We start from the raw sequence: 12,224 nt of genomic DNA, 5'->3' as shown, positions 1-12,224 counted from the left end.
GACTTCGCGCCCCGGTGGCAGAACTCGGTGGATCAGTGACTCATTTCCGCCTGCCTGTCATTAACTGGCTGGCGTTGATAAGTCTGTTCATTCTGTAGCAGCACCCAGGCGATCCGTAGGTTGCGGTTGGCTAACCTCACCGCCGCCTCTTTGCGCCCCAGGCGACTCAGCCAGCCCAGCAAGCGGCGATCATCCGGTTGCTGCGAATCAGGCCGTAGTTGTCGGAGGACCGCATGCGCGCCCTGGATCATCAGGCTGCGCATGTAGCCATCGCCTCGCTTGCTCATCTTGCCCAGGCGGATCTTTTCTCCGCTGCTGTGCTGATCAGGCACCATGCCGAAGTAAGCCGCATATAAGCGGGCATTGGCGAAACGTTCAGGTTCGGTTTGCTTGGCCAGCAGCGCGGTGGCGATGATCGGGCCGACTCCGCGCACCGTCATCAGTCGTTTCGCGGTCTTGTCCGCGTTCGCAGCAGCTTCCAAGCGCCCGCTCAAGACGTTGATGCGTTCGCCCAATTGCCGCCATTCACCCAGCAATTCGTCGATCAACTCCCGCAGTATCTCCGGCAGTGGCTGCGTTGCATCTTCCAGCACCCTCGGTATCACGTGGCTGATAGCCGCATCGCCTTGCGCCAGAGCCACGCCGTGCTCCAGCAGCAAACCGCGCATCTGATTACTCATCGCCGTACGCCGACGCACATAACCCTGCCGAGCGCGATGCAGCGCCTGCATGGCCAGCGAGGCAGCGCTTTTGATGGGCACGGCTGAAATCTTGCTATCGCGACCGGCGCGCAAGATCGACAGGGCATCGTTACGATCATTCTTCGCACCGCTGCGGTGACCCTCGACGAGACGAGCCGGAAGAATCCGCGCCAGGTTGCCTTGCCCCTGTAGCTGCCGTGCCCACGCCTGAGCACCTGGGCCAGTTTCAACCAGCACGACGACACTCGGCGGCAACTTGCACAGAAACTCGTAGAACGCCTCACGCGACTTGATCCGCGCCTCGTAACGCACCTGACCAAGAACGTCTTCTCCCGCCACCTGAAAGACCCGCTTGGCAAGATCGACTGCCACTGTCGTGCAGGCCGATAGATCGTTTAAGGCCTGGGATTGATTAGTTGCTGTATGCTTTTTCATGGACTCGCCCTCGCTGCCGTTGGCTTCTTAGACTGCCACCGTGGCGCATTGACGCCTCGGCGTGGGCGAGTCCATGTAATTACTGCATAGCAGTCCAACCATAGAAGCCGCGCCTCGAATGGGGATCAAAGTCCAGCCAGTTTCAGCCAATGCGTGTAGAAACCCTCGGCCACCTGGTTCAGTGCCCTGACCTTCTCGCTCAGGCCTTCGCGCATCTCGTCGATACGTTGCTGGCTGGGCTGGCTGGCATCGAGCAGGTGTGCCCAGTGGTCGAGCCAGAGCGCGATCAACTCCTCAGTCATCTCCGGATGCCCTTGCAACGCCAGTACCCTGTCACCCCAGGCGAAGGCCTGGTTGTCGCACCAGTGGCTGCTCAGCAGCGGCTGGGCGCCGTCAGGCAGGGCAAAGGTGTCGCCATGCCACTGGAAGATGCTGAACGACTCGGGCAGATGCGCCAGCCAGGGACTGTCCGTTGCCTCTGAACGGCGCTGCATGCGCTGCCAACCGGCCTCGGTGTAAGGCATGCGGCGGATGCTGGCGCCCAGCGCCTTGGCCAGCAGTTGGCCGCCCAGGCAGTGGCCGATGATGGGTATGTCGCGCGCGATAAAATGCTGCAGCGCCGCCACTTCCTCGGCGATCCAGGGCAGCGGGTCGTTGACGCTCATCGGCCCGCCCATCACGGCAACTGCCTTGGGCCGCGCCAGGTCGTAACCGTGCAGTTCACCCAGGTCGACGCGCAGCACGTCGAAACTGCAGCCACGCGTCTGCAGCACCTGCGCCAGGTGAGCGGGCGGGCAATAATCGATATGCGTCAGGATCAGAACATCGGCCATACGTACCTCCGCCGCGCAGTCTGCGCGAGAAGGATGGGCAAGTCGAGATGGGCTGGGAATTGAAGCCATCGGCCGGCTGGCCGGCCGATGGTCTGAGCTAATGGACGCAACAGCAGTCCCTAAAGCATGGCTGACGCTTTCACCTCCTGGGTAACGCCCCAGCCGTCCATCTTGCCGCCCAGCGGGACGACGATGGATTCCAGGTCATGTTCGAACTCGCCGATACCGGCATGGGTGGCGTACATCACTTTGCTGATTTGCAGGTGCCAGATGCCGTCCTCACGGGCGGATATCTGGGCGTTGAGCGACTCGCCGCGAAAGTTTCTGGCGGCCAGCCTGGCCCGTTCTTCGTCAGGAAAGATGGCGTAGAACTCGATCGGGTGAAACTGGGCGAAGTCGAATCCCCCTTCTTTCATGCGACGCAACACCAGGGTGCTGGAGTCTTCGTGGAAGGCTGTGCTCATAAACGACCCCTCTCAGGCTATGGATGGATTAACCGCTTTCCCAATGCGACCGCCCCAAGGACGGTGTCGCGGCGCCTGGCGGGAACCCCTGAAACGACCTGCGTTTCAAAGCCCCCTTTGGCGCCGCCCCGAGAATCGAGCGGGTGCTCGATGTGTCTACTGCAAGCGTATCGACGACTGTCCGGCAGAACGCCGAACTGAAACCGTCATCCGTAGAATAGCCGCTGTGCGAGAGATGCGCGCTATGCAGAAAGGCCTTGTGACAAAGCCGGCGACCAGCGGCCATTGGCCCGTCTGCAAGCAGCGCCTGAAGTCATGGGCGGCTGAGCCAGGCCATGAGCAACCGATTGATCCAGCCTGGGGTGATCTGCCCGAGCGTGTGCAGCAGCCAGAATTGCATGCCTACGGGACGATGTACCTTACTGGCATGAGCTTGCTGCCAGGCCGCTTCGGCGATCTGCTCGGCTTCCAGGCGTACGCCCAGGCGACGCATCACCGGCGGACGCTGCGCCTGACTGCGGACCATCGGCGTGTCGACGAAGGGCGGCATCAGGTCACCGACAAGGATGCCATGCTCGCGCCACTCCAGCTCCAGCGCCTCGGTCAGCCCACGCACGGCGAACTTGCTGGCTGAATAGCTGGCCAGTTGCGGTACCCCGTAAAGCCCCGAAGCCGACCCCATATTGATCACCTGCGCCTGCGGCGTGACCTTGAGATAGGGATAGGCCGCATGGCAAAGGTTGAGCACGCCGAGCACGTTGATCTGTACCAGGCGCGCATGCTGCTCCTGCTCGATATCGGCGAAGGCGCCGGTGCGCAGGATACCTGCGCCATTGAACAGCAGGCGCAACTGGCCACCGCTCTGCGTGCAGAAGCTGGCCAGCACGGCCTTCACCGCTGCGCCATCGACCACATCCAGCGGCGCATGCCAGGCGCCGTCCAGCTCGGCGGCCAAGGCTGTCAGCGCCCGTTGATCGACGTCGAGCAGGCCGACGCGCCAGCCACGTGCGTGAAACAGGCGTGCAGTGGCAGCGCCAATGCCCGACGCTGCGCCACTGATAAGAATGTTGTACATCACATGCCCCGCTCACGAAGAAAGCTAGCCACGCGCTCGAGCGCGCGATCCGCCGCGCGCAGCATGCCGACATGCGCCTGGAATACGTGCCACAGCCCCGGGTAACGCTCCAGACGCACATCTGCACCGGCTGCCTCGGCGCGCGCGGCCAGACGCAGGCTGTCGTTCAGCAGCAATTCGTCTTCGCCGACCTGGATCAACGTTGGCGGCAGGCAGCTGAGATCAGCGAACAGCGGCGATAGGCGCGGATCATTGCGCGGCAGGTCGGCTGGGCAGTACAACTGCGCGGCCTGCTCAATCCAGCTGGGGTGGAGCAGCGGATCACCGGCGGGCGGCTCATGCATCTGCTCACCGGTGAAATCGGTGACCGGCGAGAAGCACACCAGCGCGGCAGGCGGCAGCAGGCCGAGCTCGACGATCTGCAGGCAACCGACGAGGCTCAGGTTGCCGCCGGCCGAATCGCCACCGATGGCGATCTGTTCGGGCCTGTAGCCGGCCTCCAGCAATGCCTGGTAAGCCGCCACCACATCATCGCGCGCCGCCGGATAGGGATGCTCGGGGGCCAGGCGATAGTCCAGCGCGCAGACGTCGAGGGCCGCACGCTTGGCCAGGCTGGCGCAGATACTGCGATGGGTATCCGGCCCGCCGATCATGAACGCGCCGCCATGCAGATAGAGCAGTACGCTGCCGCTGCTGACGAGCGGGCGATGCCACTCGCAAGGGCGCCCGGCCAGAGTCGCGCTGTTGCGGCTGACGCCGCGCGGCGTCAGGTTGATGGCAGTGAGTACACGCAATATCCGGCGCTGCCCGGCTACCGGCATCGGCGGACGCACCAGGCCGCGAAAGAACAGGCGCAGAAAGCCCCGCAGCAGGCTGCGCAACAGCCTCTGCTCGGCAGTGGGGGCCTTGAATTCAGCGGACGCAGTCATAGTCGGCAAGCTCCGGGCTACGGGTCATCAGGCGATAGGTAAAGGTAAAGCCCGGCCAGTTGTTGGTGTGCTTGCCGGTAGCGGTCTGATACCAGCTGTCGCAGCCCTGCGCCCAGATCGTGCGTTGGGTCGCGCGCTGCACGTCATCGTTAAAGTGACGCTGCACGGCCGGGCGTAGATCGAGATAACGCAGCCCCTGCTCGCGCAACGCCCGCAGGCAGCCCAGCACGTAGGCGTACTGGCTCTCCAGCATGTAGAGAATGGAATTGTGGCCAAGGTTGGTATTCGGCCCATACAGCAGGAACAGGTTGGGAAAGCCGCTGACACTGATGCCTTTGTAAGCCTCGGCGCCCTCCTTCCAGGCCTGGTTCAGCTCCAGCCCCTCGAGGCCGCGAATACGCATCGGCGCGAGAAAGTCGCTGGCCGTGAAGCCAGTGCCGTAGATCAGCACGTCGCAGAGATGCTCGCGGCCATCGGCGCTCACCAGCGAGTGTTCACGGATTTCACGAATGGCCGACTCGACAATCTCGACATTGGCCTGCGCCAGCGCCGGAAAGTAGTCGTTGCTGATCAGGATGCGCTTGCAGCCCATGGGGTAGTAAGGCTGCAGCTGTGCGCGCTTGTGGGCATCGGGCATCTGCCGCCGCAGATGACGGGTGAAACTGTGACGAAACAGGCGCATCAGCCAAGGAAAGCGGATAAAGGCCACGGCACGCCCCTCGTGATGCAGGTACTGCAGCAGCCGCTCGGTACGCAGCAACAGCGGGAAACGCTGTTTCAGGGCAATCTCCCACGGGCGATAGACACGGTCTGGCTTGGCCAGCACATAAGCCGCCGAACGCTGGAACAGGCTCAGGCTGGCGACCCTGGGCTGGATCTGCGGCACGAACTGGATCGCCGAAGCCCCCGTGCCGATCACCGCCACACGCTTGCCCGTCAAGTCGATATCGTGCCGCCAGCGCGCCGAGTGAAAAGCCTCTCCACGAAAGTTCGCCAGGCCGGGCAGCTTCGGGTAGGCCGGTCGATTGAGCTGGCCGCAGGCGCTGACCAACGCCTGCGCCTCGATCACTTCACCCCCGGCCAGCTCGACACACCAGACACCACGCGCGGCATCGAATTCGGCACCGAGCACTTCGCTGTTCAGGCGGATATGCGGACGAAAGCGGTACTTGTCTACGCACTGCAGGATATAGGCGTGGATTTCCGCCTGCGGCGCGAACTTGCGCGACCAGTCGTGCTTGGCTTCGAAGGAAAAGGAATACAGATGCGAAGGCACGTCGCAGGCAGCGCCCGGATAACTGTTGTCGCGCCAGGTACCGCCGACCTCGGCGGCTTTTTCCAGCAGCAGAAAGTCTTCTTCACCGGCCTTGCGCAACTGCATGGCAAGGCCAACACCGGCAAAGCCATTGCCGATGATCAACACACGCCAGGGCGCATTCGTACGGGGGTTGTTATTCATTGTGATGACCCGTGTATGACGATGAAGCGATGCTACTTGTCTCGCAGCAGCCAGGTTATGGCATAGTCGGCCAGGATATTGTGATTTTCGGACAATCTATGTCAGCCCCCTGGCCCGCACGCCGCAGCATCATCAGCATTCAGTTGCTCACCCAGCTGGGGCTGGACCTTGGCCTGAGCCTGGACGAATGCCTGCATGCAACAGGCCTCAGCCCGGTGCAACTCACCCGCCTCAATGGCGACGTCGAAGCCCGCAGCGAGTTGCGCCTGATCGCCAACCTGATCGAGGCGCTGCCCGCAGTCGCAGACCTGGGCCTGCAGGCCGGTCGGCGCTACCACCTGACCACCTACGGCGCCTGGGGTTATGCCATTCTCAGCAGTGCCACGGTACGTCAGGCCGCCGAGTTGGGCTTGCGCTATCACGGCCTGACCTATGCCTTCACTGACATCAGCCTGAACCTCGACAAGACCGTCGCCAACCTGAACTTCGACGACGGCGCCCTGCCCCCGGCGCTGCGTGATTTCATCGTACAGCGCGACATGCTTGGCGCCATGGTGGTCGTGCGCGAGTTGCTCGGCACTCCGCTGCGGCTGCTGAGCGTGGAACTACGCCAGACCGCACCAGAGGATGTGTCGCCCTTCATCGCCGCCTTCGGCCAAGTGCCGCGCTTCGGTGCAGCGCGCAATCGCTTGGGCTTTGCCGCCGATCTGCTGGACAACCCACTGCCACGGGCCAACCCGCAACTGGTCAGCGCCTGCGAACAACAATGCCAGGCGCTGCTGACGCGTCATCAATGGCATCTGGGTCTGGCCGGGCGCGTGCGTCAGTTGCTGTTGCAGTCGCCAGGGCAGATAGCCGATATGGAGCGGATCGCAGAGCATCTGCACCTGAGCAGCCGCACCCTGCGTCGTCGTTTGCTCGATGAAGGCACCAGCTTCCGCGCTCTGCAGGACGAAGTGCGCCAGGCGCTGGCTGAAGAGCTGCTGGCAGGCGGTGGCCTGAGCCTGGAAGAAATCGCCGAGCGCCTGGGTTATGGCGAACTGTCGAACTTCATCCATGCCTTCAAGCGCTGGAAAGGCATCACGCCGGGGCGTTATCAACGTGGCACCTAAGGGTTTGCGATGTCCCTGGTGCGCGCGACGCACCCTAGCAAAAGCTCATCCGTCCGAACCTTGGCCCTCCGATACGCGCTTCATGTAGGGTGCGCCATGCGCACCGGCCAAGCCGTCAGAGTTTGAAAGTCATCTTCACGCTGACAAGGCCCGAGCGCCGCGCTAGGGTGCCAGCCATGAACATCATCACGCTGCTTCTGCCCTATCAACCGCCCTGGGACTGGCAACAGTTCCACGGCCATTTCGCTCTGCGCGCAATTCCCGGGCTGGAGTCGCTGCGCGCGGACAGCTACAGCCGTGGCTTCAGCCTCGATGGCGCACCGGGCTGGTTCAGGGTCGCTCCGCTGCCTGGGCAGAACGCGCTGGAGTTGCGCTGTCGTCTGGCCTCGCCCGCTCACCTTGACCTGCTCGAACAGCGCGTGCGGCGTATGTTCGATCTCGACTGCGAGCCCGAAGCCATCACCCGTCACTTGAGCACTGACCCACTGCTCGCCCCGCTGCTGCAGCGCAACCCAGGCCTGCGCCTGCCGGTGGCGTTCGATCCGTTCGAGCAGGCGGTTCGCGCCATCGTCGGTCAGCAGGTCACGGTCAAAGCAGCGGTGACCATCAGCGGGCGCCTGGTGCAACGTCTCGGCACGCCGATCGAGACGCCGCAAACGCTGGGTATCAACCGCCTGTTCCCGACGCCGCAGGCATTGGCCGAAGCTGATCTGACCGGTATTGGCATGCCCGGTAAACGCGTGCAGTGCCTGCAGTATTTTGCCGCGTGCATCGCCGAGGGCAGCCTGAAACTCGATCTTGAAGAAGGCAGCGCGGTGTTGATCGAACGCCTCTGCGCCCTGCCCGGCATCGGCCCGTGGACGGCGCAGTACATTGCCCTGCGTGCTTTCGGTGAGGCCGACGCCTTTCCGGACAGCGACCTGGGCTTGCTCAAGGCACCGGTATGGGGAACAGAGGGCATCGATGCACGTCGCCTGAAAGCACGCGCCGAAGCCTGGCGCCCATGGCGCGCCTATGCTGCGGCGCATCTCTGGCACAGCTATTCGGGAGGCTGAGCATGCATTACCGCTACCACGACAGCCCCGTCGGCCCGCTGCTGATTGCAGCTGACGACAGCGGCCTGCAACTGCTGCTGATGGAGCTGGACAGCCGGCCCTGGCGCATCGAAGAACATTGGCAGCCCGCTGGCCGTGAACTGGATGCCGTGTGCCGCCAACTCGACGAATACTTCGCCGGCAAGCGTCGTCAGTTCGAGCTGCGCCTGGCCCCCAAGGGCACGGCATTCCAGCAGGCCGTCTGGCAGGCGCTGCTGGCCATTCCCTATGGCTGCACCTGCAGCTATTCGGAGCTCGCCAATGTCATCGGCAGGCCGCAGGCCGTGCGTGCGGTGGGAACAGCCAATGGCGCCAACCCGATTTCCATCATCGTGCCCTGCCATCGGGTGATCGGCCGGGACGGCAGCCTCACCGGCTATGCCGGTGGCCTGCCGCGCAAACAGCTATTGCTTGAGCTTGAGGGTGCCCTGCAACCGGCACAGACAAGGCTGCCCTGGTAAATCAGGGCGCACGGACACGAGCCAGTGGCTTGGTTTGCGGGCGCAGTGGTAAGGGCAGGATCAACCCTTCGCCCGAGGCCGGAAAGATGCCGGTCAGGGCCGTGATATTGACCTGATGGGAAACCAGCACCAGGGGTGCGCCGTCGGCTAATGCGTTGATTGCACGGATCAGTTCGGCGGTCTGTGCGGCACCATCCTCGGGCTGGCCGAAGAACGAATCCAGCGCTGCGAAGGCTTGTACCGGGCCGCGCTGCATGCCACTGGCGGTGTCCAGCGCGCGGCACCAACGACTGCTGAGAAGACGCGGCTGCTCGATCCCCTGGCGCGCAAGCAACTCACCCCAGCGCCGCGCCTCGGCGCGCCCCTGCTCGTTGAGGTTACGCTGGGTTGCGCATTGGCCAAGTCGGAAACCAGCCGGATCGCCGGTACCCGGCGCCGTGGCGTGACGCATCAACAGCAGCGCGCGGCCTTCACGCAGTGCCTGCCAGGCGTCGGTAGCTTCACTGGCCAGCGCCGGCAGCGGCAGCAGCAACAGCAACAGCGCCATGAGCCATATCGACTTCGCCGCACGCGCCCTGACGCGCCTGATCAGCGCCTGGCCATGGCGCAGTGAACTGCCCCGGCCACACGCAGCAATGAGGCTAGAGCCCATGCCGACACTCCTGAGAAAGGCAACTGGGATCAACAGAATAGTCGCAGGCCGGCCTAATCGCCCAGCCGTGCGAAGCGGCTGGCGATAGCCTCACCCGTGCGCTCCGGAGCCTCATCGCTGGTGCTCAGGCGCAGCGCCAGCACATGCGGTTCCTCGCCCAGATCGAACCAGTGCCGGGTGCCGGCCGGCAGGGTCAGCAGATCACCACGCTCGCCCTGCAGCACGTACACGTAGCCATCCAGATGCAGACTGAGCTGAGCGAAGCCGCCGATGAACAGCCAGGCACTCACGCTCTGCTGCGATTGCTCGTCCAGGTAACGCGCGCGCAGCTCCAGTTTCTGCGGGTGGTTACGCTGCAGGTTGAACAATTCCTGCTGCACATACCCTCCCTTGCCCATCAAGGCCTGCAGCCACAGACCATAAGCGGCATCGAACTCGGCCTGCTCGCAGCCGGGGCGCAGCGTGGCGGGCAACTCCAGCCGGCGATAGTCGATGCCTACCGCCGCCAGGGTGCTGGCGATGTCGTCGGCGTGGTTGAGTACCTTGTTCGGCAGGTCCGGTGAGGTATGCAGATGGACGGCGAGGCTGCTCATGACGGGTTCACTCGATTCAGGGCCGCTCGGGCGGCAGACGGGTGGCAATGATGAAGGCTGCGAGCAAGGCTACCAGACTGGCGATGGCGAAGGTCCAGGCCGGGCCCAGCCCCTTCCAGCTGTAACCGGCATACAGCGCGCCCACGGCACCACCAATGCCGGCCAGGCTGGCATAGAGCGCCTGCCCCTGGCCTTGCTGGCGGTCGGCGAAACTGCGCTGCACGAAATGAATACAGGCGGCATGAAAGGCACCGAAGGTGGCAGCGTGCATGCACTGCGCCAGCAGCAGCACGGGCAGATACTGCGCCAGGTTGCCCAGCAGCAGCCAGCGCAAGGCGGTAATCAGGAAGCTGGCCAGCAACACGGCGCGTAGCGAATAACGCTGTAGCAGGCGCGCCATGACCAGGAACAGCAGAATCTCCGCCACCACCCCCAGCGCCCAGAACAGCCCGATGGCGCTGCGACTGTAGCCAACACCCTCCAGGTGCAAAGTGAGAAACGTGTAGTACGGGCCGTTGCTCAGTTGCATCAGCCCGACGCTGACGTAGAAGGCCAGAATGCCGGGGCGCCGCAACTGGCGCAGAAAGCCGCCCTGCTCCGGCGTACTCGGTCGTTGCAGCGGCTGCGCATTGGGCACCCAGAAGCTGCCGGCGACGATACCCGCCATGATCAGCAGCAGCGCCGCCGGGTAGGCATCCAGGCTCAACCACTCGAACAACAGACCGAGGCCGACCACGGCGACGATAAAACCAATGCTGCCCCACAGGCGGATCTGGCTGTAGCGCGCCGCCTGTTCGCGCAGATGGGCCAGGGTGATGACCTCGAACTGCGGCAGCACCGCATGCCAGAAGAAGGCGTGCGTGGCCATGATCAGCGCCAGCCAGGCGTAGCTCTGGCTGATGAAGATGCCGGCGAAGCAGACCAGGGTACAGAGCGCGCCGAAGCGCACGATCAACAGGCGCTGGCCGCTGTAGTCGCCCAGCCAGCCCCACAGGTTCGGTGCCACGCAGCGCATCAGCATGGGAATGGCGATCAGCTCGCCGATCCGCGCCGGGGAAAAGCCCAGATGATCGAAGTACAGCGCCAGAAACGGCGCCGTACCCCCGAGCAGAGCGAAGTAGAAGAAGTAGAAGCCGGACAGCCGCCAGTACGGCAGGGCTGCGCTCATGCCGCCGCCCGGATCACAGCTGCGGCAGCACCGGCGTGGTGACGCGCACGTCGGCGTTCTGACCACGGTGACGCAGCAGGTGATCCATCAGCACGATGGCCATCATCGCCTCGGCAATCGGCGTGGCGCGGATACCCACGCACGGGTCGTGACGGCCTTTGGTGATCACATCCACCGGGTTGCCGTCGACGTCGATGGAACGCCCCGGTGTGGTGATGCTGGAGGTCGGTTTCAGCGCCAGGTGTGCAACGATCGGCTGGCCACTGGAGATACCGCCGAGGATGCCGCCGGCGTTGTTGGAGAGGAAACCCTCCGGAGTCAGCTCATCGCGGTGCTCGGTGCCGCGCTGAGCCACGCAGGCGAAGCCTGCGCCGATCTCCACGCCCTTGACCGCGTTGATGCTCATCAGCGCATGGGCCAGCTCGGCATCGAGGCGGTCGAAGATCGGCTCACCGAGGCCAGGCATGACGCCTTCGGCGACCACGGTGATTTTCGCGCCGACCGAATCCTGGTCACGGCGCAGCTGATCCATGTAGGCCTCCAGCTCAGGCACCTTATCCGGGTCGGGGCTGAAGAAGGCGTTCTCCTCCACCGAATCCCAGGTCTTGAACGGAATCTCGATGGGGCCGAGCTGGCTCATGTAGCCACGGATGACGATGCCCTGGCTGGCCAGGTACTTCTTGGCGATGGCCCCGGCCGCCACGCGCATGGCAGTTTCCCGCGCCGAGCTGCGGCCGCCGCCACGGTAGTCACGCAGGCCGTACTTGTGGTGGTAGGTATAGTCGGCATGGGCCGGGCGGAACAAATCCTTGATCGCCGAATAGTCCTTGGACTTCTGGTCGGTATTGCGGATCAGCAGGCCGATGGCGCAGCCGGTGGTCTTGCCCTCGAACACGCCGGAGAGGATTTCCACCTCGTCATCTTCCTGACGCTGCGTGGTATGGCGGCTGGTGCCCGGCTTGCGCCGGTCGAGGTCGCGCTGCAGGTCTTCCAGGGAAATCTCGACACCGGGCGGGCAACCGTCGACGATGGCGACCAACGCCGGGCCATGGCTTTCGCCAGCGGTGGTGACGGTGAACAGCTTGCCGTAGGTATTGCCGGACATGGGAAGACGCTCCGCGAAATTCAGCTCAGGCCCGGCGCTGTGCAGGCCCGATTCACAAGGTGGGCGAGTATACCTGCCGATAACGTGCAGTTCATCCCGAACCTTGCGATGCCAAACGCGTCAAAGATCAGTCTGCCACTACC

13 protein-coding genes are annotated in these 12,224 nt (G+C 63.9%); 3 read left to right on the top strand and 10 right to left on the bottom strand.

The window, feature by feature from the left end; all coding sequences use genetic code 11:
• Positions 1-32: 32 nt before the first annotated feature.
• From J7655_RS09205 to J7655_RS09180, 6 genes are all read right to left on the bottom strand, one after another.
• Positions 33-1,136, bottom strand: coding sequence for an IS110 family RNA-guided transposase (locus tag J7655_RS09205; RefSeq protein WP_230924828.1), 1,104 nt, complete (start codon positions 1,134-1,136; stop codon positions 33-35).
• Between the two features lie 125 nt (positions 1,137-1,261).
• A complete protein-coding gene (locus J7655_RS09200) occupies positions 1,262-1,969 on the bottom strand; it encodes a type 1 glutamine amidotransferase (RefSeq protein WP_230927496.1) in 708 nt (235 codons plus the stop codon).
• Positions 1,970-2,088: 119 nt separating this feature from the next.
• A complete protein-coding gene (locus J7655_RS09195) occupies positions 2,089-2,433 on the bottom strand; it encodes a ribonuclease E inhibitor RraB (protein WP_230927495.1) in 345 nt (114 codons plus the stop codon).
• Between the two features lie 313 nt (positions 2,434-2,746).
• Positions 2,747-3,508, bottom strand: a complete 762-nt coding sequence (locus tag J7655_RS09190; RefSeq protein ID WP_230927494.1) for an SDR family oxidoreductase — start codon at positions 3,506-3,508, stop codon at positions 2,747-2,749.
• Positions 3,508-4,437, bottom strand: coding sequence for an alpha/beta hydrolase (locus J7655_RS09185; protein ID WP_230927493.1), 930 nt, complete (start codon positions 4,435-4,437; stop codon positions 3,508-3,510). Before J7655_RS09185 ends, J7655_RS09190 begins: the two co-directional genes overlap by 1 nt.
• Positions 4,421-5,896, bottom strand: a complete 1,476-nt coding sequence (locus J7655_RS09180) for a flavin-containing monooxygenase (RefSeq protein ID WP_230927492.1) — start codon at positions 5,894-5,896, stop codon at positions 4,421-4,423. The genes J7655_RS09185 and J7655_RS09180 overlap by 17 nt, the downstream gene beginning before the upstream one ends.
• A 98-nt stretch (positions 5,897-5,994) precedes the next feature.
• On the opposite strand from J7655_RS09180, the gene J7655_RS09175 reads away from it, so the two are divergent.
• From J7655_RS09175 to J7655_RS09165, 3 genes are all read left to right on the top strand, one after another.
• The gene (locus tag J7655_RS09175; RefSeq protein WP_230927491.1) at positions 5,995-7,008 is read left to right on the top strand and encodes an AraC family transcriptional regulator; all 1,014 of its coding nucleotides are present in this window, start codon (positions 5,995-5,997) and stop codon (positions 7,006-7,008) included.
• A 176-nt stretch (positions 7,009-7,184) separates the two neighbouring features.
• Complete coding sequence (locus tag J7655_RS09170; protein WP_230927490.1) at positions 7,185-8,063, top strand: DNA-3-methyladenine glycosylase family protein; 879 nt, start codon at positions 7,185-7,187, stop codon at positions 8,061-8,063.
• 2 nt (positions 8,064-8,065) lie between these two features.
• Positions 8,066-8,563: a methylated-DNA--[protein]-cysteine S-methyltransferase gene (locus J7655_RS09165; RefSeq protein ID WP_230927489.1), complete on the top strand. Its 498-nt coding sequence runs from the start codon at positions 8,066-8,068 to the stop codon at positions 8,561-8,563.
• Between the two features lies 1 nt (position 8,564).
• On the opposite strand, the gene J7655_RS09160 is transcribed toward J7655_RS09165, so the two are convergent.
• The 4 genes from J7655_RS09160 to aroC all read right to left on the bottom strand — a co-directional run bounded on the left by J7655_RS09160 (position 8,565) and on the right by aroC (position 12,081).
• Entirely contained in the window at positions 8,565-9,110 is a 546-nt protein-coding gene (locus tag J7655_RS09160) for a histidine phosphatase family protein (protein WP_230927702.1), read from the bottom strand.
• Between the two features lie 158 nt (positions 9,111-9,268).
• Positions 9,269-9,808 carry an acireductone dioxygenase gene (locus J7655_RS09155; RefSeq protein ID WP_230927488.1) on the bottom strand — a complete coding sequence of 180 codons (540 nt, stop codon included), beginning with the start codon at positions 9,806-9,808 and terminating at the stop codon, positions 9,269-9,271.
• A 16-nt stretch (positions 9,809-9,824) separates the two neighbouring features.
• Positions 9,825-10,976 (bottom strand): MFS transporter, encoded by a 1,152-nt coding sequence (locus J7655_RS09150; RefSeq protein WP_230927487.1) that lies wholly within the window; start codon positions 10,974-10,976, stop codon positions 9,825-9,827.
• Positions 10,977-10,989: 13 nt separating this feature from the next.
• Positions 10,990-12,081 carry a chorismate synthase gene (gene aroC, locus J7655_RS09145; RefSeq protein ID WP_230927486.1) on the bottom strand — a complete coding sequence of 364 codons (1,092 nt, stop codon included), beginning with the start codon at positions 12,079-12,081 and terminating at the stop codon, positions 10,990-10,992.
• Positions 12,082-12,224 lie beyond the last annotated feature (143 nt).

Source organism: Pseudomonas wenzhouensis (genome assembly GCF_021029445.1).
Classification (GTDB): domain Bacteria; phylum Pseudomonadota; class Gammaproteobacteria; order Pseudomonadales; family Pseudomonadaceae; genus Aquipseudomonas; species Aquipseudomonas wenzhouensis.
This window is presented reverse-complemented; position numbering and strand designations above follow the sequence as displayed.